Source organism: Paremcibacter congregatus (genome assembly GCF_006385135.1).
Classification (GTDB): Bacteria; Pseudomonadota; Alphaproteobacteria; order Sphingomonadales; family Emcibacteraceae; genus Paremcibacter; species Paremcibacter congregatus.
In genome coordinates this window covers 2,132,418-2,154,809 of the sequence record NZ_CP041025.1, presented here as the reverse complement: position 1 = coordinate 2,154,809, position 22,392 = coordinate 2,132,418, and the positions used below count along the sequence as shown (strand labels likewise).

Here is a 22,392-nt window from a genome sequence, read left to right as displayed (position 1 = left end):
AATGTTTGGCAGATCGGACCAAAATGCAGCAGATGTAAAGTCTGTTGGTAAAAGATTGGTACCAAAGTTGAAGCAGCAGACGATCATTCCGCTTCAGCTGGTGCAAAGCTTGCCGCATACGGCCGCCAAGAAATCCAAGAAACAACCGGTCACCATTGAGGACAAAATCCTGTCTCTCATTGCGCATATGAGTTTTGACGAGTCGGTGCCGCTTTATATTTCCACGATATCGGGCCAGCTGGTTTATGTTAATCAAAGCTATCGTGATCTGGTCAGCCACTGTGAATATACGGAATCAGTCACGCCGCAGCAGGGGGAAGACAATAAACTTCCGCAAAGCCTGTTGGCGATTCTGAATGAAGTCCAACTGACCCGGCAAAGTGTCTCTGTCGAAGAAACCATTAAACTTAACGGCGCATTACGCCAGTACCGATCTCGGCATTTTCCGGTATGTGATGACAATGGAATTGTGATTGCAGTGGGGGCAACTTACGTTGACTGTACAGAAAAGATGCAGTCTTTGGGCCATGAAAGCCTGATGCAGCAACGTTTCCGGGACTTTGCCAGGGCGACATCCGATTGGTATTGGGAAATTGACCGGGACTATAAAATTACTTTCGTGTCAGATCGCCTGACAGCAATCACCGGCAAGCCAGCGGTTCTGATGAAAGGGAAACGGTTTGAAAATTTCGGGGAATTAAAATCCTGTGAAACCGGAAAAATTGTAACCTGCGAACATTTTCTTGATGCTATGCGTCCCTTTCGCGACAGGTTATTTCTGATTGAAGGTGCCGATGAAGAGCCGGTTTATATTCATCTGAGCGGGGTTCCGATATTTGACACAAAAACCGGTGAGTTCCAGGGCTATCGTGGGGCTGGCATGGATGTCACGGTTAATTACAAGGCGCGCCTGGAAACCCTAGCGGTTCAAAAATCATTGGAAAATACTCTGGAAGAGTTGACCAATAAGAATATTCAGCTTGATATGGCATCTGCAGCGTCAGAAGCTGCCCTTGGGGCCAAGAGTGAATTTCTGGCGGCCATGAGCCATGAACTGCGCACCCCGCTGAATGCGATTATCGGTTTTGCCGAGGCCATGAAAATGAAGGTCTTCGGCGACCTGAATGCCCAATATGTTTCTTATAGTGATGACATCATGTCTGCAGGGCGGCATTTGCTGGACCTGATCAATGATGTGCTTGATGTTGCTGTTTTGGAAAGCGGAAAAATCAAGCTGGATTGCGATAAAGTGTCATTGCGGGAAATCGTTGAAAAAGCACAAAACCTGATCGTTCTGCGGGCGAACCGCAAACATCTGGACATTTCCGATGTCCGTGTTGACGAGAATTGCTATATTTATGCCGATGAACGTCGCGCGGTACAGATCTTTGTCAATCTGTTGAGCAATGCGGTCAAATTTACACCGGAACACGGCAAAATCGGCGTGCGCGTTACCAGAGCAGGGACCGATATGGTCAATGTAACGGTTTGGGACACAGGCATTGGCATTCCGGAAAGTCAGCAGGAACTGGTGTTTGAAAAATTCCATCAGGCAACGGATAATATATATTCCCGTACAGAAGAAGGCACGGGCCTCGGGTTGCACATATCGCAACATCTGGCCCGCCAAATGGGCGGAGATATTGAACTGAGAAGCGTGGTCAATGAGGGGTCGGAATTTACCGTAACCTTTAACTTATGTAGTTAACGCCACCTAATTTCCTAATAAATGAATTGTTCGTTGAGGATTCGTTCTTCAAGCGTATGGTGCCGATCGAACAGCATGTTTATCTTGATGGTGCGATCCTGCTCGATATCCACTCTTTTGATATGGCGGACTTCTTTTGTATCCGCCACGGCGCTGACAGGACGTTTTTCCGGATTGAGCACTTCAAAGGTAACCTTCGCATTCTGTGGCAGCAGGGCGCCTTTCCAGCGACGCGGTCGAAATGCGCTGATCGGCGTCATGGCCATGATTTCAGCCCGCATGGGAATGATAGGTCCATGAGCGGACAGGTTGTAGGCGGTGCTGCCGGCTGGAGTGGCCAGCAGAATACCGTCGCAGACCAGTTCCTCCATACGGACCTTTCCGTCAATGGAAACTCTGATTTTAGCGGTTTGCCGGGTTTGCCGCAGCAGAGAGACTTCATTCATTGCCAGGGCTTCGACCTTGCTATCGTCTTCTGTGTAAGCCGTCATGCGCAGAGGATGCAAGGTGACGGAGGTCGAGGCATTGATGCGCTCCAGCAGGTTTTCGACCTTGAAATCATTGAGAAGAAAACCGACAGTTCCCTTGTTCATGCCGAAGATAGAGGCTTTATGAGGGATAATTTCATGAATAAGATGAAGAACATACCCATCCCCGCCCAAGGCAACGATGACGTCGGCTTCCTCCAGGGGAACAAAGTCATAGCATTCTTTTAACGCGTCTGCGGCTTCCTGGGCGCTGTCTGTATCAGAGGCGGCGAGGGCGATCTTCCGGACATTTTCTATCATCATTATCTTCCATCATAATCACCTTTGCGTAAGATGCATGTTAGGCGGTTTGGCCCTGCGGTAAAAGAGTGAATTTTGTTATGACTAGAATATAGGGGCGCCGGTGGCTTCTGCAACCCATTTTTGAATGGTTAGCTGGGCGCGTTTTTTATCCATTTTCTGGAAATAGCTGAAAGCGGTCGCTGTTTCATGGTCGGAAAGCGTGGTATTCATGTCTTTGGCTTCCCGGGTCAGTTTATAAATCGTCAGAAAAACGCTCTGATCAATACCTGCTGCACAGCAGGAAACCGCGAGCGCATCCGGTCCCCGGTCATAAAGAAACGACCGCATGATTTTACGGGGAACGGAAATCAGTTTCGAGAAGGCAATTTCAAACAATGAAGATTGTCCCTGATTGAGACTTTTCATCAGGAAGGAAGGCTGCAGTTTACCGGCCTTGTGAAGTTTATTGACCAGAAGGATTTCCGATTTTTCCCGCGTAATCGTGTCTACTTCTTCATTGCTGACGTCTGAAATGGCTGAATCGAGAAGCTTGGACAGCTCATCTTCACTCAGGTTAAGATTGGTCAGAATGGATTCGCGAAGGCTGTTCGAGACCCATTGATACATTTTTGCCGCCATTTCTTTCGGCAGGTCAGGGCGTTCAATAAGCGGCGGCTGAATGGGAACACTTTCCTTGGATCTTTCCACCAGAGCAGCAAGGGATGTGTTATCAATCTGCGCATCATGATTGGTCAGAAGGGTCACCAGCGTTTTGGTGTTCCCGATTGAAATCAGTTCACGGCAGACACCGGAGGACAGGTGCTTGCGACTCGCGATACTCAATTGGTGTTGAGCCGTTTTGTGACGGATAATGCGGATCAGATCGTCGTCCGAAAGAAGGGTGCTCAGGTCGAGAATAGGTTTGGCCACTTCAATCTGATCATTGGCCAGCAGTATAACCAGATCAAGAGGTGCATCTTCTTGCGAGGATAATTTATGCGCCAGCTTGGTGCGGATATTCATTTCGACATCGGAGATCAGCTTGGAGAGGATTTCCGACATTAAAGCGAGTTCAGTTTTTGACAGGTCGTTGTGGCGGCGTTCCAGGAGGTCTGTAATGGTGCTGAAGAGTACAGTACGACCACCAGCTTCTTTCCCGTGGGCGAGTTTAAGAAGGTTTGATACTTCCTGATCTATTTTGGGTTCGCTTGTCGCCATAAAAAATTCTTTATATTCTACTCAATATTACTATCAAGAAAACTTAAACATTGATATGCAAGTTTGCAACAGTAATTATAAATATAATATTAATGTAAGCTATTATTTTCATTATGAAAATTTGATGTTCACCCTTCTTGTGCCGCTATCATGATACCGGTTCTATATATTCTATAACGTTAATATAATAGGGTTTATAAAACCTTAAGAAGATGATTTTAACTTTTCAGAAGAACTTGAGCCGTCTCATCCAGGGCCTTGATCATTTTGGCATTGGCGGCATAGGCATGCTTGGCTCTTTGCAATTCGGCTATCTCAACCGGGAAGGATACATTGGGGACATCGACCAGGCCCTGTTCATTGGACAGTGGTGACGAGGGATTATAGACAGACAGGCTGGCCGGAGAGACAGGCACATTGGTTGTCCGGACACCTCCGTAGGCAGTAGTTGTTTGTTGAAGTCGTTGCGGTGTAAACCCGGGAGACTGTGTCGTGCCTGTATTGGGGGAGAAGGGCGTTGATGTAACCTGTGAATTAACAATGTTACTGGCCGCCGTATTTGCGCGGGCGGTCGAGGCAAGTAATCCTGATACGCTGGTCTGTATGGCTTTAAACATATCACCCTTTCCATTACAAGAATCCTATTCCGGCGCCAAAAAGCTGCGTAAGAATATTCTTCTCCCGATTCTTCTTAAAAGGATACGCCGGGTCTTCTAATATTTTATTAAGAATTGTTAAAGATGCAATCTATTGGCCTGGCAAGCGGGCGGCCTTGGCCAGCGCCTGGGCGAGATTGAGGGAACCTTGCAGGCGACTTTCTATTTTTGACCATTTACGGACATAGACCAGCCGGTGATCAGGGCGCAGTTTTGTGATCGTGGACTGTTGGCTGATAAAATCAATCAACCCTGCCGGATTGGCGAAACTGGAATTGCGGAAGGAAACAATTGCGCCCTTCGGTCCGGTTTCGATCTTTTCTATTCCCGCCAGGCGGCAGAAATGCTTGATCAGAATGATTTTTAGAAGATGTTCGACTTCTTCCGGCAGGTCACCAAAACGGTCGATCAGTTCAGCGCCGAAAGCATCGATTTCCTGACGCCCGCCCAGATCGGCCAAACGACGATAGAGTGACATGCGCAGGTTCAGGTCCGGTACATAGCTTTCCGGAATCAATACCGCCGCGCCCACATTGATTTGTGGCGACCAGACTCCGCTGATTTCATCATCTGTGATGCCGGCGCGGGCGCTGGCGACGGCTTCCTCCAGCATTTGCTGGTAGAGCTCCATGCCGACTTCCTTGATGTGGCCGGACTGTTCTTCGCCAAGAAGATTACCCGCCCCGCGAATGTCAAGATCATGACTGGCCAAAGTGAAGCCCGCACCGAGCGTGTCGAGCGTCTGGAGCACCTGCAGACGTTTTTCGGCCTGGGCCGTGGGCAGGCGCTTTGGTGGCAAGGTCATATAGGCATAGGCGCGGATTTTCGACCGTCCGACACGCCCCCGCAACTGATAAAGCTGCGCCAGGCCGAACATATCGGCCCGGTGAATGATCATGGTGTTGGCGGTCGGGATGTCGAGACCGGATTCGACAATGGTGGTCGAGATTAGCACATCATATTTGCCGTCATAGAAGGCGTTCATGATGTCTTCGATCTGGGTCGGGGCCATCTGACCATGGGCAGTCACGGTTTTGACCTCTGGCACATGTTCTTTCAGAAGGTCTTCTATTTCTTTCAGGTCAGACACGCGGGGACAAACATAGAAACTCTGGCCACCGCGATAATGTTCCCGCATCAGGGCTTCGCGGATGACCAGAGCATCCATAGGAAGGACGAAGGTACGCACGGCCAGACGATCCACCGGCGGGGTGGCGATCAGGCTCAGGCCGCGCATACCGCTCATGGCGAGCTGCAGGGTGCGCGGAATCGGTGTCGCGGTCAGGGTCAGCACGTGCACGTCATGCTTCATCTTTTTCAGGCGTTCCTTGTGGACCACGCCGAAATGCTGTTCTTCATCAATGATGATCATGCCAAGGTTCTTGAAATGCACTGATTTGCCGAGCAAGGCGTGGGTGCCAATAACGATCTCGCAGGTGCCCTGGGCCAATTCTTCCCGGGTCGCCTTTTGATCCTTTGCCGTCACCAGACGCGATAGATGACCAATACGTACCGGCAGATCTTTGAAGCGATCGACAAAGGTCTTGTAATGCTGGCGGGCGAGCAGGGTGGTTGGCGCAATGATCGCCACCTGAAACCCACCCATGACGGCAAGGAAGGCGGTGCGGAGCGCCACTTCGGTCTTGCCAAAGCCCACATCGCCGCAGACCAGACGGTCCATGGGCTTGCCACTGTTCAGGTCGTCAATAACATCGGCAATGGCGCGCAACTGGTCATCGGTTTCGGAGTAGGGGAACCGGGCGCAGAATTCATCATACAACCCTTCCGGCGGCTGTATTACCGTGCCTTTACGCAATGCCCGCTGGGCCGCGACCTTGATCAGTTCATCGGCCATGTCACGGATACGCTGTTTCAGTTTGGCCTTGCGCCCCTGCCAGGCAACGCCGCCGAGCTTGTCAAGTTGGCCATCAGAGCCTTCGGAGCCATAGCGGCTGAGGATTTCGATATTCTCCACCGGCACATAAAGCTTGTCACCGCCCTGATAGGTGAGATGCACGCAGTCATGGGCAGCACCATTTACGTCAATGGTGATCAGATTTTCATAACGCCCGATGCCGTGATCCATATGAACCACCAGATCACCGGGGGTCAGCGCAGAAGCTTCGCTTATGAAATTCTCGGCCTTGCGGGATTTGCGCACCTTGCGCACCAGCCGGTCGCCGAGAATGTCCTGCTCGGCGATCACAGTCAGCGTTTCTGTTTCAAAGCCATGTTCCAGCGGCAGGATCATCAGGCCGATCACGTCTTTCGGCAGGGCCGACTGCGCGGCCCAACTGCCGAGCAGCTGATGATTGGCCATGCCATGTTCTTTTAGCACGGCGGTCAGACGGTTTTGGGATCCGGCGCTGTAAGAGGCGATGAGGACCTTCTGGCCGTCAAGGTGGCGCTTTACGATATGCTGGCGCAGGGCGTCATAGACATTGACCTTGGGATCGTTGCGTTCCGGGGCGAAGTCACGGCCCACCCGACCGTCAAGGACCATATGGTTGCTGTCGGGCGGGGCGTTGAAGGGGGCGAACTGGTGGGCGCGGCGCTCTTCGAGAGTGGTTCGCCACTGGGATCCTGGAAGATACAGAAGTTCCGGCGGCAGAGGTTTATAGGGACTAAGGCTGTTACCACCACTTTTCTTGCTGGCCTGAAAGGCCTCAAGGCGGGCCTGGTAATAGTCTTTAACCGCGGTTTGCCGGTCCTGAAAGGCTTCCGTCGTCAGACTGTCCAGGGTCACCGGGCAGTTGGGCAGATAATCGAATATGGTTTCGAGTTTAAAATGGAAATAGGGCAGCCAATGTTCCATGCCCTGATGTTTGCGGCCCTCTTTTACGGCGTCATAGAGAGGGTCATCACCACGGACCGTGCCGAATTCACGCACATAAGAGCCGCGAAAACGCCGGATGCTGTCTTCGTCAAGGATCACTTCGCTCATCGGCACCAAAGAGAGGACGTCCACATCATCGGCGGTTCGCTGACTGATGGCGTCGAAAGCGCGGATGCTTTCAATGGTGTCGCCCCAGAGATCAATTCGAACCGGATCTTCCTGGCCCGACGGGAAAATATCGATCAGGCCGCCGCGAATGGCGAAATCGCCATGCTCCATCACGGTGCTGGATCGGCTGTAACCGTTGCGACTGAGAAAAGCCGTCAGTTGTTCCAGATCGATCCGGTCGCCGGTTTTGGCGGAAAAGGACAGGCCGCGCAGCGTGTCGCGTTCAGGGATCTTCTGGCTGGCGCCATTGACGGTGGTGATTACCAGTCGCTTGCGGCCACGAGATTCTTTGGTCAATTGATGCAGGGTGGTCATACGCTGGGCGCTGATATCGGGATTAGGAGAAACCCGGTCGTAAGGCAGGCAATCCCAGGCGGGAAAGCTTAATACTTCGACGTCTGGTGCGTAAAAATGAACCAGCTCAGCGATATTACTCATGCGGTGATCATCGCGGGCGATATGCAGGATGGTCTCCGGACCACCTTCAGCCTCGCACAGCAGCTGTGTGAGATAAAGCGCATCCATGCCTTCAGGCGTCTGGGCGATCTGCAGCGGTACTTCCGCCTTTATGAACTGGTCGAATTTATTCACTTGATGACTTTAAGGTAATCCAGGGCTTTCAGGCGGTCCATAATATCATTCTGTAGATGATCCGGCGCCGGTGTGTCTCCGGTGATCCAGGCGACAATTTTCAGGTCCGGCTCCCGGAGCAGCGTTTCATAACGATCCAGTTCATCGTGGCTTAACTGATCAAGATGCATATCGGCAAAATGGCCGAGCAGAATGTCAGCTTCCTTGATGCCCCGGTGAGCGCTTCTGAATTTAAGTCGCTTGCGGCGGATTTCCAGAGAGTCTTGTCTGTCAAAGGCAGGTTCAATAAATCCGGGGGAATCATATGAAGGCATAATCGCGATTATCCACTGTGGGTTTTTTGTGTAATATGCTAGTACCCTAGTGATAGGAAAATTACCAACGTGAATCAATTATAAACGCATGCGCCCTGAAATATTATATCCATTTTTCGCCGATACTGTCAGTCTGCCGGGGGTAGGGGGACGTATCGCCACGTTGCTTGGAAAAATTGTCGGACGCAAGGTGCTGGATATGTTCTGGCATTTGCCGGTGGATATGATCGATCGCGGGGCGATGCCGAAACTGGGCGAGATCACATATGATCACGTGGTGACCTGTGAAGTGACGATCGACAAACATGATGCGCCGCTGCGGGGCAGCCGTCGGCCCTACCGGGTATGGTGTCATGACGCCACGGGTCAGATGCAGATCATCTTTTTCCACGCCAAGGGAGACTATATTCAACGGCAATTGCCGGAGGGTGAGCTGCGGCTGATCAGCGGCAAGGTCGAAATTTTCAATGGGCAACTGCAGATGACCCATCCGGATTATATGCTGCGCCAGGATCAGCGGGATCAAATTCCAAAAGTCGAACCGATCTATCCCCTGACAGCCGGCATCAGCGGCAAAGTGATGGCGAAGATCATTGGCGGAGCGCTGGAACGCCTGGTTGACCTACCGGAATGGCAGGACACAAGTTTGCTCGCACGGGAGAAGTGGCCGAGCTGGCGGGCAGCCGTCGAAGCCGCCCACCGCCCGGAAAGCCAGGGTGACCTGTTGACCTCATCCCCGGCGCGCATGCGACTGGCCTATGATGAGTTTCTTGCCAATCAACTGGCGCTGGAAATCATGCGCCGTCAGGTAAAAAAGAAAAAAGGACGGTCGCTCACACCCACTGGCAAGCTTAAAGATCAACTGGTCGCGCATTTGCCGTATCAACTGACTGGGGCGCAGCAGCGTAGTCTGGCAGAGATTGAGCAGGATCTGGCGGCGCCTTATGCCATGATGCGCCTGCTGCAGGGGGATGTAGGCAGCGGCAAGACGGTAGTTGCGCTGGCGGCCCTGTTGACGGCGGTCGAGAATGGCGCACAGGGGGCGATGATTGCGCCGACGGAAATTCTCGCTCGGCAGCATTATGACAGTCTTTTGGAAATGACGGAAAATCTGAATGTGCGGGTTGCCGTGCTCACCGGGCGTGACAAGGGTAAGACGCGGGCCGCTTTGCTCACCGACCTTGCCGCCGGGGAGATTGATATTCTGGTGGGCACTCATGCGTTGTTCCAGAAGGATGTGATCTATCATGACCTCGCCTTTGTGGTGATTGATGAGCAGCATCGTTTCGGGGTGGAACAGCGTATGGCCCTGTCGGCAAAGGGGCGCGCCGGGGCGGCAATGGATGTTCTGGCGATGACAGCGACTCCGATTCCGCGCACTCTGACCTTGACCGCTTATGGAGATATGGACGCCTCGCGCTTGGATGAAAAACCACCGGGTCGCAAACCCATTGATACGCGAACTATTCCTTTAAACCGACTTGATGAGGTGGTTCAGGGCATTCGCCGGGCGATCACGACTGGCACCCGGGTGTTCTGGATCTGTCCTCTGGTCGAGGAATCCGAAGTTCTGGATCTGGCGGCGGCGAAAGAACGCTTTCGCCACCTGGAACAGGTTTTCGGGACCCGGGTCGGGCTGGTGCATGGCAAGATGAAACCAAAGGAAAAAGATCAGGTGATGGCGAAGTTCGCCGGCGGTGATCTTGATATCCTTGTGGCGACCACCGTGGTGGAAGTCGGAGTCAATGTACCGGAAGCGACGATCATGGTGATTGAACATGCCGAACGTTTTGGCCTGTCGCAATTACATCAGCTTCGTGGCCGGGTAGGACGTGGGGCTGATAAATCGACCTGCCTGTTGCTCTATGGTACGCTTGGTGGCGAGACGGCGAAGGCGCGCCTGAAGATCATGCGCGAAACCGAAGACGGATTTCTGATTGCAGAGGAAGATTTGCGCCTGCGCGGTGCGGGGGAACTTCTGGGGACGCGTCAGAGCGGTCTGCCAAACTTCCGGGTGGCCAGTCTTGAGGAACAGGGAAGCCTGATCGCCATGGCCCGCGACGATGCGCGCATGATACTGGAGAAAGACCCCGAACTGAAATCCGGGCGGGGACAGGCGCTCAGGGTTCTGCTTTATCTGTTTGAACGCGATGAAGGTGTTAAATATCTGACCTCAGGGTGATGACTTAAATATCCTTTATTGGCAGACTGCTGGGGTCAACCAATCCGGCGGATATGACATATTTCGCGCCTTGATCGGGGGTCATGTTTAAGATGATGATATCTTTCTTCGGCACAAACAGCAGAAAACCAGAGGTTGGATTCGGCGTGGTCGGCAGGAAGACATTAATCACATCTTCAGGCAGTTTGCTTTGAATTTCTCCGGTGTTGTCGCCGGAAATAAAGGCGATAGCCCAAAGGCCTTTACGGGGATATTCGACCAGAACAACTTCCTGAAAGCTGCCCTTGTTTTCGGATATTACCGTTTCAAAGATTTGTTTCAGGGTATTATAAACACTGCGGACGACCGGCATGCGGTTCAGTATTTTTTCTCCGATGCGGATCAGTGTCCGGCCCATAAAGTTGGCGGCCAGGAATCCCAAAAGGGTGAGCAACAGGAAAAGAAACACCAGGCCAATGCCCGGCAAGGGGAAGGGCAGATAGGTATCGGGGTTATAAACCGCGGGGATCAAAGGTTTGATGTTTCGGTCAATCAGATCTATGAAGGCCAACGCAATATAAATGGTAATCCCCACTGGGGATGCAACGACGAGCCCAGTGATGAAATAGGTTCTCACCCGCTGGAGAAAAGTCTTGTCAGCAATGAGAGGTGGTTGATCAGTCATTTATTCTTGTCCGATTTATCTGAATTTTAAATGTCGTTCTTTTGTAAAGGTGACCTGTGGCAAGAGTATGTCGCGTTATAGATCTTTCGTAAACATCCGATATTTTTTATATCGCCAACAGCCAATGGTTTCCAGCATTTTAGACAGCCGGGTATTTTCATCCAGCACCCAGGAAAGCTCCGCATGGGTGCAGCCGGCGGCAGCGGCGCTAACCCGGCATTCTTCAATCAGGGCAAAGGCCATGGCGCCGCCAACGGCGGTGTTCTGAAATTCCTTGCGCACGCCCATCAGGGGCACGCGCACGGTCTTGTAGCGGGGGTTCAACTTAAGCCGCCACAGCAACTTGAAAATGCCAAAGGGGAAGAGTTTTCCTTTCATATCGGCGATAATTTCATTGAGATTGGGCAGAGTGACCATCATGGCCATGGGTGTGCCGTCATATTCAGCGATATAGGTGAAATCCTCACGGATCAGAAGCTTCATATCCTTGACGGCCTTATTTAGCTCGGTTTTTGTGAAGGGCAGGGCCATCCAGTTGTCCGCCCAAGCATCATTATAGATGTCGAGAATGGTTTTCAGGTCTTCCTCATAATTTTTCATATTGATCTTGCGCAGTCTAACCTTGCCGTCTCTCATGCTGCGGGTGATCAGTTTCTGGATGGTTGGCGGCAAAACTTCCTGATCAAATTTCAGATAGAAAGCCCAGAGGTCCTTAATTTTTTCCAAACCATAGGTATCAAGCAATTCCTGATAATAGGGCAGGGCATGATTCATCATTAAACTGGGGGGCGTATCAAACCCTTCGATCAACAGGCCGGTTTCTTCGTTGATGGACAGGCTAAACGGGCCGATGAGTTTTTCCCGGCCTTCTGATTTTAACCATTCAACCGCCTGATCCAGCAGGGCATTGGCAACCACCTGATCATTGACGCAGTCGAAAAAGCCAAAATGGCCGATCTTCTCGCCATATTTTTTTTCCACCAGATCATCAACCTGGGCCGTGATGCGCCCTACGGGCACACCGTTTTCATAGGCGATCCATAATTTGGCGCGGGCGTGTTCAAAGTATGGATTTTTTTTAGGGTCCAGGATTTCCATACGTTCCATGGTTAGCGGTGCGACCCAGTTGGGATCGTCCTTGAAAAGCTGCGCCGGCAAGGCAACAAAAGTTTTCAGCTCCTGCTTCGTGGATACTTCTTTGACGAGTACAGTCGTGGTCATTTACGTTTCTCACCCATTTTTTATATGTGGTCACAGGCAGTGTGACGATGATGCGGTTATTCTTCGGTGACCAGGATGAAACTTATCCCGATCAGAAAAAATAATGTGAAAGGCAGCCAGGCGGAAACAGCGGGCGGCACCGCGCCGTATTGCCCGAGGGCAGCAAAGAGGTTGTTGATGACGAAATAGCCAAATCCCAGAGCACCGGTAAGGGCGATACGACCAAACAGGCCACCTCCCCGGTGCAGACCAAAAGCGGCAAGACCGGCAAGAAGGGGCATCAGCAGGGTGCTGAGCGGGCCAACAAATTTCTGATGCAGCATGGTCTCAAAGCTGGCGGTGTCGTGCCCTTCGGTTTTTAACTGGGCGATGGCGCTGCGCAGACGTTGCAGGTTGACCTGGTCCGGTTTAAGGGCCAGGGCGATGAACCTTTCCGGCGGGATGTCGGTTTCCCAAACCAGGTTTTCCATCGGGGTCACTTTTGAGGTCCGCATATCGAATTCCTTGACCTCGAACATTTTCCATTTTCCATCACGATAAACAGCAAAGTCGGCCCGGATCAAAGAGGTAATTCGCAGATCTTTGTCGCGGATATACTGGGTGACCTTGTCGAGCAACAAAATACTGCCGTTGCGGCTGGCGCTTTCGGCCTTGATCAGATTATTGCCGTCATTGACCCAGGCGTCATAGACCGTGTCCGGGGCCGGGGGAAGGTCTGCGGCGTAATTATTTTCTTTCCAGTTGCGCAATTCCGCCCGCGCTTTGACCGATATGGTTTCGGTAAAGACGAAATGCAGGCTGGCAATCAGCAATGACATCAAAATCAGGGGGGTGATGATGCGAAAGGCGGACCAGCCGGCGGCCTTCATAATGACGATTTCACTATGAACGTTCAGGCCGGCAAGACACATTATGGCCGCGAGCAGGGCGACAAAAGGGGAAAACAGAGACAGAAGTGTCGGGACTCGTAAAGTCACATAATGCCATAGATCGCCTGTGACGGCGCCTTCGCCGGCGAGTATGTTGTCGGATTCAGACAACAGGTCCAGCATCTGCAAGGTGGCGACAAGCCCGAGCAAAATAATGATGTAGCGGCTGGCAAAAGATTTCGCCAGGTAAAGATCCAGACTGCCCGGGTTAAGCATGCCGCCGAGGCGATTGGAATATTTGATAAATCTTTCCATATGCCTTTCCTAACTTACCGCTTTGAGACGGGTGATCATGCTTTTGAGGGCGCTGACGGTGACATCATAGATGATTTCAATGCGTCTGAGCGGCATTCCGCCAACTTTATAAGCGCCGATGTAATAGAGCCGCGCCGTCAGCAGCATAAACAATAGCGTGGGCAGCCAGATAACCAGCCAGGAAGACACGTCTCCCATAGAGGAAAAATTAAGCCCAAATTCGAGAACTTTATGATAAACCAGCAGGATAACAACCCCGACCGTAATACCTAGCGCTCGTCCGGAACGTTTGGCGACAAGTCCCAAAGGGATAGCCAGAAAAGGTACGATCAAAATGGACAGGGCGCGGGCGGTTCGGGAATGAATAGTTGCAATCACGGCTGGGTCGTCGCTGTTCCGGGCGTTCCACAGTTCTGTGATGGTCATTTCCTTGGCTTCTTCGCCCCGGTCGCGGAACTGGGCGAAATTGGGCACATCCAGAGGCAGGTCGTGAAGCTCGAAAAGGACGATATTGGGCCGGCCCTGAACCATATCCAGGTCAATCAGAGTGCCATTGTGCAGGCGCAGGATCATGAAACGTTTGTCGGGCGAGATAAAGAAATTGCCTTTTTCAGCACTGATCGACTGAATTCGGCCGTCGTCGGATTCCTTCTGGGCGAAAATGTCGATCAACTCGCGGCCTGACTCCCGGGATTCTTCGATCCGCAAGGTTAAACCGTCGCCAAGGTCATTAAATTCTCCGGCTTTAATACTGGCTCCCAGGGCGCCACTGCGGATATCAAAGACCAGTTCCTGATAGGTGTAGCGGCTGTACGGCTGCACGAAACCAACAACGATCACATTGACCACCAGCAGAAACAGGGCGATATACAAAGTTGGTTGCACCAGCCGGTTAAGACTGAAGCCAGTGGCGAGCAAGGCGTCCAGTTCACTGTTCAGGGCCAGTTTGCGCACGGCGAGTAATACACCGAGAAACATGGACAGCGGAAGAACCAGAGTGAGATATTGCGGCATCAGATTACCGAGCATGCGCCAGACAATATCAATCGGACCGCCCTGATTGATGACAAAATCAAACAGGCTGAGCATTTTTTCGAGCAAAAGCAGGAGAGCCGAGATCCCCAGGGTGACGAGCAGAGGAACGATTGTCTCGCGCAGGATATATTTATCGATCTTTTTTAACATACTTTTTTAGTATTCGGTCGCTTTTGGTCTGGATTTCGCCTAGTTTCCCCCCTATAGCTTTTGGTATAGAAGAATATAGTCAAAAGGAACATAATTTTCTGCTAAATCACAATAATTTGTGGTTTATTTACGGCAAAAGAAGATTTGAATACAGAAAACGAGTGGGATCAGGTTTGGGATTAATCGCAATTTTGAGCAGCCCGTCCTCTTTTACCGAGACGGGCGCAATGGATAAGATCCGTGCGGTCATTGCTCAGGGGTCGGGTATTTTTCACTATGAGGTGGAAAAGCACAAAGATATTTCCGAGGCCCTGACGCGGTTCAAGCAAGCCCATGTCGATGCGATTGTCATTTTGGGGGATCGGGCCCTGAGCTCGGCAACCTTTGAACATATCGTAGAGAATGAACGTTTCAAGGATATGGATATTCCCTTGGCTGTGCTGCCGGCGGGTGACAACAATATCGTCGCGGAAAACCTGGGGGCCGCCCATTCCGAACCGCATCGGGCTTTGGAAGATATCCTTCACCGTCATCAGACAGGGCGTTTGTTGAACGGGGTCGTTGGTTCTTCTTTATTGAAAGTTGAAGGGGTCCGGGGCGTCGGGTATCTATACGGCCTGTTTCTCTGCGCCGGTGAAATTACCAAACAACGCCATATTTTTCATCGGGCCGTATCGGGCCGGGGGGTGATACAGAAATTCCGCACCTGGTGGGACATTCTTCGGCTGATCCTGTCGGCCTATGGGGGCGCGGGCGGCAAGGCTGACTTGCGAAATGCGATCCGTATTAACCGGAACCAGCGCGGGGCCGTGGTGGGGCACTTTTTTATGTTGTTGATCACAACGTTGGAAAAATCCCTGCTTGGAGTGGCGTTGAAGCAGAATATAAAACCAGGCGCGGCACATTTTGTCAGCGTCGAAAACACCAAGAATGCGGTGATACAGACGGCTAAACAGATGTTGCGTGGTAAATATGAGCGGGCCGAAGTGGCCGGCCATGTGGCGACAGATATACAGCATGCCCGCATTGTGCTGCAAACGCCTTTTGTACTTGATGGCAGCTACTATGAAGTGGATGATTCCGGGGAACTCTTTGTCACTGTGACGGACCATCTGAAGCTGGTCCGCCTTGATTGAATAATGAAATTGAGGTCGGAGTTATATTAACCCCAGCCGTTTCCCGACAAGAATGAATTTTTCCAGCATAAAATCAATCTGGGCAAAGCTATGGGCTGCTGACAAGCTGCAGCGCATCAGGTTCAGGCCATTCGGTGTTGCCGGTGGCAGGGCCAGATTGACATAGACGCCTTCCTTGATCATTTCCCCCCAAAAAGCGATGGCGAGATCCTGTGCCGGTACTTTGATGGCGGCAATGGGGCTTTCCCCGGTTGTGCCCATATCAAATCCGGCGTCGGCCAGACCCTTGTTCAATTTCATGGAGTTATCAAGCAACTTGCTGCGCAGGTTGCTGTTGGCGATAAGTTCCAGGGCCTTTGTGGCGGATGCGACAACAGAAGGGGGCAGGGATGCTGTAAACATATATGGCCTACACACCAGTCTCAGGGCTTCAAATTTAGGATGGTTGGAAACGCAATAACCGCCAATGGTTCCGACGCTCTTGCTGAAGGTACCGACGATAAAGTCAACTTCGTCTTCGACACCTTGCGCCTGGGCGACACCGCGGCCTGTTTCGCCGAATACCCCAATAGAATGGGCTTCGTCAACGAGTACATAGGCCTTATGATCTTTGGAAATTTTGGTGAGTTCTTTCAGGGGGGCCTGATCGCCCAGCATGCTGTACACGCCTTCGAGTACAACAAGAATACCGGCTTCCGGGTCAGTACGGCGAATGCGGGCCAGTCGTTTATCAAGGTTTTCCGGATCGTTATGTTTGAACCGCACCACGGTCGCATTGCCCATGGCGCAACCGTCATAAATACTGGCGTGGCTATCGGCATCAATCACCACATAGTCTTTCGAGCCGGCCACGGTGGCGATGACGCCAAGGTTGGCCTGATACCCGGTGGAAAATACGATGGCATGCGCACAGCCGTAAAAATCTTTCAGGGTATCTTCGAGCTGCTTATGAGTGTTGTAGGTGCCGTTGAGGACACGCGATCCTGTGGTACCCGTACCGAGTTCCGTCACGGCATTTTTCGCGGCAGTCATGCATTCTTCATTGAATGTCATGCCCATATAGTTGTTGGTGCCGGCGAGAATGGTCTCCTGGCCATTGATGATGGCAGTAGTGGGAGAAAGTACTTTCTCCATACTAACAGTGAAGGGATTGGCTCCTCCATCTGGCAAGCTGTTGAAATCATTGAGAATTGAATCAAACTTATCAAAAAGGTCCAGAGTCATTTATTTATTCGCTTACTAATTTTTCGACGGCATCGGTGAATTGACCAACAGTTTCCAGGTCCGGCAGCATGTTGAGCGGGACAGTGATGTCAAATTCGTCTTCGATTTCGGACAGAAGGTCCATGACAGTGAGGGAATCCAGTTCCAGATCAACACTGAATACGGTGTCTTTGGTCAAGGTGACATTTTTTTTGTTAAAAGGTTTGATCAGCGCACAGATCTGCTCAAAGATTTCATCATTGTTTTGGGTCATATTATTTCATCCAGAGTTTGGTCGCTTGTCGGACCAGAAATAAGAGGGCTAACCTACACATATATGGGGGAAAATCAAACTCATATGTTGGTGTAGTTAAATCAGGTTATTATCCTTGTACCATTTCAGGGTTGCTTTAAAGCCTTTTTCAAGATTTGTTTCCGGGTTCCAATTGGTCAGCTTCATAACATGAGTGCCATGACATATCCAGTCAGGATGATATAATTCATTGACTTTTTCAGGCGTGACCATGGGCGTATATCTGAATAGTGTTGAAAATAAGACGTTGCCGTAAGCGATGGTTTTTAAAATAATTTTAGGGACTGTGACGCGCAGGGGCCTGACGCGCAGCTCTTGAGCCGCTGTTTCATACAGGTCACGCAAAGAATAGCCGGAATCCTTGCCATCATCGACATCCAGTATTTTACCCTGGCATTTCACATTGTCGGCAACGGCAATCATCGCCTGGACAAGATCTGGGGCATAAACCCAGGATGCCCGGTTAAAAGGGTCGCCTGGGATCGGGGCAAAACGCGACGCCACGGCTTTGAAAATTTTCAATGTTTCAGTGTCTTCAGGTCCGTAAATGCCGGGAGGGCGTAATATGGTCCAGGGCATTTCCCCGGCAGATTGCTGCAGGTTTTCCTCCCCCTGACGTTTGCTTTCGGCATAACTGGAAAGATGGCGTTCCCGGGCGGCGAGCGAGGACAACAGGATAAAATGAGGTTTTTTTCCGGATTTTTCGGCCAAGGTCGCCAATGTCGTGACGCTCTCGCTGTTGACCCTGAAAAAATCCTGTTTTGTCCTGGCTTTGACCAGGCCAGCCAGATGATAGACAATGTCGGCGCCGGAAATAAGACTTTCAAGGGCCGCGATATTGTCCAGGTCTCCGTTGACCCAGGTGACGTTGTCGTTATCTTCCTGAGGTCGTCGGGTCAATGCCCTGACCTGAATGCCTTGGGCGACGAGTTCCCGGACGAGATGCTTGCCGACGAAACCTGTTGCGCCTGTGACAGCGGCAATTTGAGGAGCTGTGGTCATAATGAAAAACGGTAATCCCTTTTCGTCAGAGATTACCGCCATAATGTCTTTGGGGTCAATAAATTCTATAGATTAAAATCTAAATCATCAGTTCGCCGGCAAGATACTGTTTACGCGCCTTCACCCGGCTTAATTTGCCGGAAGAGGTGCGCGGCAGGGAGCGCGGCGGAATAAGGGCGACAACGGGGGAAATGCCGATCAGGGAATGAACCTTGTCCTTGATGGTATTTTCCATGGCCAGCCGTTCTTCTTCATCACGGGTGCGGCACTGAACCAGAATGGCGGGGATTTCTTCATCCCGTTCACCAGGAATTGATACGGCGGCTGTGTCGCCGGACCGTAAATCGCCCAGTTGTTCCACAGCCCATTCGATATCCTGGGGCCAGTGGTTTTTACCATTGATGATGATCAGATCCTTGATCCGGCCAATAATATAGAGCGAGCCTTCTTTCATGTAACCGATATCACCGGTGTCGAGCCAGCCATCGGCAGAAAGGCAGGCGTCTGTAGCTTCCTGATCCTGAAAGTATCCCACCATAACGCTTTCGCCGCGTACGCAAACCCGGCCAATTTTATATTCGCCAAGATCATTGTTGTCGTCGTCACGAATTTCAAGCTCATATTCGTTGATGGGGATGCCGCAATTGACAACGCCGCGGTAATTGGCGCCATTGCCGTTGACTTTAAATTCCTTCAGGCAGTTTTCTTCGCCGGACAGAACCCGTTCGTCAACCAGGTCAATTTCAAAACCGGTATTCTTCCGGGCGAAACTTACCGCCAGCGTACATTCCGCCAGGCCATAGCTCGGTACAAAAGTGGTGGAGCGGAAACCGACATGGGCGAAAGTTTCCTGGAAATTTGTCAGGACATCGGCACGGATCATGTCGCCGCCGATTCCGGCAATGCGCCAACTGGACAGGTCGAGGTCCGCTATTTTGTTCGGACTGGCGCGACGGGCACAGATGTCATAGCCGAAGGTCGGGCTGTATGCCAGAGTGCCTTTGTTCTTTGAAATCAGTTTCAGCCATTGGAGCGGACGACGGGCAAAGGCCTCTGTCGCGAGATAATCGGTGGAAACCTGATTTGCGATCGGGGCGAGAAGCGTGCCAACCAGCCCCATGTCGTGATAGAAGGGTAACCAGGAAATGCATCGGTCATCTTCGTTGAGGTCCATGCCCTCATTGCCAATACCCCGGCAATTGGCCATCAATGACCTGTGGGTCACGGCAACACCATGAGGAAAGCGGGTGCTTCCGGATGAATATTGCAAATAGGCCAGGTCTTCCGGCTTGGATGTGGGAAGTTCGACGTTTTTCAGGTCTTTCATGGAGGCCTGGGCTTCAAACGTTGTTGATGTACCGACGAATTTCATTTTCAGATTTGATGTGGCTTCATCCAGCAGGGGCAACATGTAAGAAGCCGAGATGGCGACGATGGCGCCACAACTGCTCATTTGTTGATTAAGCTGGCTGGTATAGCCTTCACGCCCACCGAAAGAGGTCGGGAGGGGCAGCGGTACAGGCAACAGACCGGCATATTGACAGCCAAGGAAATAACAGACGAATTCATCGCTGGTTTCTGCGATCAAGGCGACACGAGAGCCTTTTTTCACGCCAAACTGAATAAAGCGCCGGCCCACCTCCTGCGCTTTGTCTCTGATTTCTGCGAAAGTCACGGTGTTTTCCAGCTCACCGCGTGGCGAATAGAAATTCAAACCACGGGCACCTTCGGCGGCATATTCAATAGCTTCCTGGAGCGTGCCAAAGTCAGCTAACCGGCGGGAAAGGCTCGGATCTTGTGTAGGTGTAGGTTCAAGCATTTATGTCTAAATTCACTCACATTTTCCTGTGGAAAAATCCACTTCTGTCATAACAGGGCATCTCAATTATAGGGCCGGCTGTCATATTTCTTTTACCTTCGATACATTTTGTCGACATGTATCGCAAGGATTTTATTTTTAGTACAGAGTATTTTATCCCTTGTTCGATAAGTTTCCAAACAAATTCTTCTTTGTTGCTTTTTGGTTAGCTTAAATCAAGAAACGGGGTGCGGTACTGATTTTCGTCGTTCCGCAAGATAAATGCCGGTAAAAATAAAACAGATCGAAATAAAATAGGTCGATTTGAGCGCCTCGTCGAGCCAGATATAACCCGCCGCCATGCCGACCAGAGGAATAAGATAGGTATTGTAGGACACAAAAACAGCGCCCGTAATATGGGTCAGGTGGAATAAGACGTAGGCGGCAAGACCTGTTGAAAATACTCCCAGCATCACAGTAGCGACCAGCGCATCCACCGTCGGTGTGGCTGTCCAGGGCCGCTCGAGCATCAGAGCCAAAGGAATAATCACCACCGAGGCCATGATCAGCATGGCGGCGGATGTGCTTAAGGGGTTTTTGTTCTTCAAATTCTTGATCAGGACACCACACAAGGCATAGAAAAAGGAGGTGGCGAGCAATCCGAATAGCGCGAGATAGAGGGTTAGGCTTGGGGTTACTTCCCGTATGGTGCCATAAAACAGGCTGACAATGCCGAGAACACCAAATATCACGCCAATCAGTTTCTGGACGCTGAATTTTTCATCATGGGTCATGACATGGGCCAGGGCCAGCGTAAACAGAGGCATCAAGGACATACAGATGGCGGCCAGTGCGCTCTGGACATGTTGGACAGCCCAACTGACGAGAAAGAAGGGAATGACGTTCCCTAAGATGCCGATAACCAGACACTGAACCCATTGATCGCGGCCACGGGGAAGTTTTGCTCCCATCTTCAGGGCGAGCCCCGTGACGATCAGCGCCCCGATAAATATGCGCCCGGCGGCTATGGTCAGGGGAGGAATGCTATCCACCGCGACCTTATTAAACATAAAGGCGCTGCCCCAGAACAGGGCGAGCAGGAAGAGGTAAAAAAAATGCAAAGGGGATCTGTTATCGGTCATGAGCGTCTGATACTATTCATATTATGGATAAGAAACCACATAAAAAGAAGCGGTTGACCAGGGATTACCTGATAAGAGCAACTTATAGTTACCTGCAGCGCTTTGCAACGACAGAAAAAAATCTACGTGATGTGCTGGACCGTAAAGTCAGGCGGCGTCTTATGCTGTCGGGGGAAGAAGAGAATGCGGATAGCCTGTACGAAGAGGCGCAGACGTGGATTGAGGAAATTGTCACCCGTGCCATGGAACAAAATCTTGTCAATGATCGGTCTTTTGCTGCCGCGAAATCAGCGTCCCTGAACAGAAACGGCAATTCACGGCGTACGATTAGCCAGAAACTTCAGGCCAAAGGGGTGGCGCCGAATGTGGTTGATGAAGTGCTTCATGATCTGGCGGAAGAAATGGATGATCTGGACCTGGATTATATGGCGGCTGTGAAATATTTGCGCAAGCGACGTTTCGGCGCGTTCAGTTTACGTCATGACGGGGTTGATATTATAGAAAAGGAGCTGGCGAGCCTGTGCCGTGCGGGCTTTTCCTATCAGATGGCGCTCAAGGTTCTGAAGATGCCTCGTGACGAACTGGAAGAGGTTATGTATCAAGCCGGGTCTTGAGGACCTCTTGAAAAGCCAGCAGAAGTTCCACCAGTTTGGCATGGTTCTCTGGCCCGAGACCGGATAATACGGTTTGCTCGAGCGCCTTGATCTGTTTTTCATATTTTGTGATGAGGCCCGTCCCCTTGGGTGTGATGGTCATGATTTTGGCGCGCCGGTCATGACGTGCAGGGTAACGTTTGATTAAATCATCTTTCTCAAATTGTTTTAAGATGGGAACCAGGGATGAACGATCGAGGCCCGCGGCCTCGGCGATGCGGCTTTGGGACTGGTTCGGGTTTTTAGCGATGAGAACCAGAACTGTATAATGTCCGGGCAGGAGCTGGCCTTCGAGGGCGGAGAGAAAGGTCTGGTTGGCCAGAGCCTGGGCTTTGCGCAGTTCCAAGCCAACCATATGATGCAATATCCCATAATCAAAATCTGTGTTCGTCATATTTATTTCCAAAATATCGATAATATTGTTATTATATATAGTGTTGCACATTAT

The 22,392-nt window shown here is 51.2% G+C and carries 19 protein-coding genes; 4 read left to right on the top strand and 15 right to left on the bottom strand.

What is annotated here, in order from left to right:
* The first annotated feature begins 1 nt into the window (after nt 1).
* Nucleotides 2-1,708 (top strand): sensor histidine kinase, encoded by a 1,707-nt coding sequence (locus FIV45_RS09755; protein WP_099474936.1) that lies wholly within the window; start codon nt 2-4, stop codon nt 1,706-1,708.
* Between the two features lie 14 nt (nt 1,709-1,722).
* Here FIV45_RS09755 and FIV45_RS09750 read toward each other — a convergent pair whose 3' ends face one another.
* The 5 genes from FIV45_RS09750 to FIV45_RS09730 form a co-directional block, all read right to left on the bottom strand.
* Nucleotides 1,723-2,496: an NAD kinase gene (locus FIV45_RS09750; protein ID WP_204844746.1), complete on the bottom strand. Its 774-nt coding sequence runs from the start codon at nt 2,494-2,496 to the stop codon at nt 1,723-1,725.
* 84 nt (nt 2,497-2,580) lie between these two features.
* Nucleotides 2,581-3,696 (bottom strand): DUF2336 domain-containing protein, encoded by a 1,116-nt coding sequence (locus tag FIV45_RS09745; RefSeq protein WP_099474934.1) that lies wholly within the window; start codon nt 3,694-3,696, stop codon nt 2,581-2,583.
* Between the two features lie 218 nt (nt 3,697-3,914).
* Nucleotides 3,915-4,313, bottom strand: coding sequence for a flagellar basal body rod protein FlgC (locus tag FIV45_RS09740; RefSeq protein WP_099474933.1), 399 nt, complete (start codon nt 4,311-4,313; stop codon nt 3,915-3,917).
* Nucleotides 4,314-4,443: 130 nt separating this feature from the next.
* Complete coding sequence (gene mfd / locus FIV45_RS09735; protein WP_204602355.1) at nt 4,444-7,947, bottom strand: transcription-repair coupling factor; 3,504 nt, start codon at nt 7,945-7,947, stop codon at nt 4,444-4,446.
* Complete coding sequence (locus FIV45_RS09730; protein WP_099474932.1) at nt 7,944-8,261, bottom strand: FAD assembly factor SdhE; 318 nt, start codon at nt 8,259-8,261, stop codon at nt 7,944-7,946. The genes mfd and FIV45_RS09730 overlap by 4 nt, the downstream gene beginning before the upstream one ends.
* An 88-nt stretch (nt 8,262-8,349) precedes the next feature.
* Here FIV45_RS09730 and recG point away from each other — a divergent pair, with 88 nt between their 5' ends.
* Nucleotides 8,350-10,443: an ATP-dependent DNA helicase RecG gene (recG, locus tag FIV45_RS09725; RefSeq protein ID WP_099474931.1), complete on the top strand. Its 2,094-nt coding sequence runs from the start codon at nt 8,350-8,352 to the stop codon at nt 10,441-10,443.
* 4 nt (nt 10,444-10,447) lie between these two features.
* Here the strand turns inward: recG and FIV45_RS09720 are convergent, their stop codons facing one another.
* The 4 genes from FIV45_RS09720 to lptF all read right to left on the bottom strand — a co-directional run bounded on the left by FIV45_RS09720 (nt 10,448) and on the right by lptF (nt 14,697).
* Entirely contained in the window at nt 10,448-11,107 is a 660-nt protein-coding gene (locus tag FIV45_RS09720) for a DUF502 domain-containing protein (protein WP_099474930.1), read from the bottom strand.
* Between the two features lie 75 nt (nt 11,108-11,182).
* Nucleotides 11,183-12,328, bottom strand: a complete 1,146-nt coding sequence (locus tag FIV45_RS09715) for an N-acetyltransferase (RefSeq protein WP_099474929.1) — start codon at nt 12,326-12,328, stop codon at nt 11,183-11,185.
* A 56-nt stretch (nt 12,329-12,384) separates the two neighbouring features.
* Nucleotides 12,385-13,512 carry an LPS export ABC transporter permease LptG gene (gene lptG / locus FIV45_RS09710; protein ID WP_099474928.1) on the bottom strand — a complete coding sequence of 376 codons (1,128 nt, stop codon included), beginning with the start codon at nt 13,510-13,512 and terminating at the stop codon, nt 12,385-12,387.
* Nucleotides 13,513-13,521: 9 nt separating this feature from the next.
* A complete protein-coding gene (lptF, locus tag FIV45_RS09705; protein WP_099474927.1) occupies nt 13,522-14,697 on the bottom strand; it encodes an LPS export ABC transporter permease LptF in 1,176 nt (391 codons plus the stop codon).
* Between the two features lie 173 nt (nt 14,698-14,870).
* Between lptF and FIV45_RS09700 the strand changes: the two genes are divergently transcribed.
* The gene (locus tag FIV45_RS09700; RefSeq protein WP_133118614.1) at nt 14,871-15,833 is read left to right on the top strand and encodes a hypothetical protein; all 963 of its coding nucleotides are present in this window, start codon (nt 14,871-14,873) and stop codon (nt 15,831-15,833) included.
* Between the two features lie 21 nt (nt 15,834-15,854).
* Here FIV45_RS09700 and spt read toward each other — a convergent pair whose 3' ends face one another.
* The 5 genes from spt to FIV45_RS09675 all read right to left on the bottom strand — a co-directional run bounded on the left by spt (nt 15,855) and on the right by FIV45_RS09675 (nt 21,291).
* Entirely contained in the window at nt 15,855-17,057 is a 1,203-nt protein-coding gene (gene spt / locus FIV45_RS09695) for a serine palmitoyltransferase (RefSeq protein ID WP_099474925.1), read from the bottom strand.
* A gap of 4 nt (nt 17,058-17,061) precedes the next feature.
* Entirely contained in the window at nt 17,062-17,310 is a 249-nt protein-coding gene (locus tag FIV45_RS09690; protein ID WP_099474924.1) for an acyl carrier protein, read from the bottom strand.
* Between the two features lie 96 nt (nt 17,311-17,406).
* On the bottom strand, nt 17,407-18,351 hold the full coding sequence (locus FIV45_RS09685) for an NAD-dependent epimerase/dehydratase family protein (protein ID WP_165777088.1): 945 nt from the start codon (nt 18,349-18,351) through the stop codon (nt 17,407-17,409).
* Between the two features lie 79 nt (nt 18,352-18,430).
* Nucleotides 18,431-20,170 carry a fatty acyl-AMP ligase gene (locus tag FIV45_RS09680; RefSeq protein ID WP_099474922.1) on the bottom strand — a complete coding sequence of 580 codons (1,740 nt, stop codon included), beginning with the start codon at nt 20,168-20,170 and terminating at the stop codon, nt 18,431-18,433.
* A 215-nt stretch (nt 20,171-20,385) separates the two neighbouring features.
* Nucleotides 20,386-21,291 carry a DMT family transporter gene (locus tag FIV45_RS09675; protein ID WP_099474921.1) on the bottom strand — a complete coding sequence of 302 codons (906 nt, stop codon included), beginning with the start codon at nt 21,289-21,291 and terminating at the stop codon, nt 20,386-20,388.
* A 23-nt stretch (nt 21,292-21,314) separates the two neighbouring features.
* Here FIV45_RS09675 and FIV45_RS09670 point away from each other — a divergent pair, with 23 nt between their 5' ends.
* Complete coding sequence (locus FIV45_RS09670) at nt 21,315-21,905, top strand: regulatory protein RecX (protein ID WP_099474920.1); 591 nt, start codon at nt 21,315-21,317, stop codon at nt 21,903-21,905.
* On the opposite strand, the gene FIV45_RS09665 is transcribed toward FIV45_RS09670, so the two are convergent.
* Nucleotides 21,883-22,338 (bottom strand): MarR family winged helix-turn-helix transcriptional regulator, encoded by a 456-nt coding sequence (locus tag FIV45_RS09665; protein ID WP_165777087.1) that lies wholly within the window; start codon nt 22,336-22,338, stop codon nt 21,883-21,885. The two genes, FIV45_RS09670 and FIV45_RS09665, sit on opposite strands and share 23 nt — an antisense overlap.
* Between the last annotated feature and the right edge of the window lie 54 nt (nt 22,339-22,392).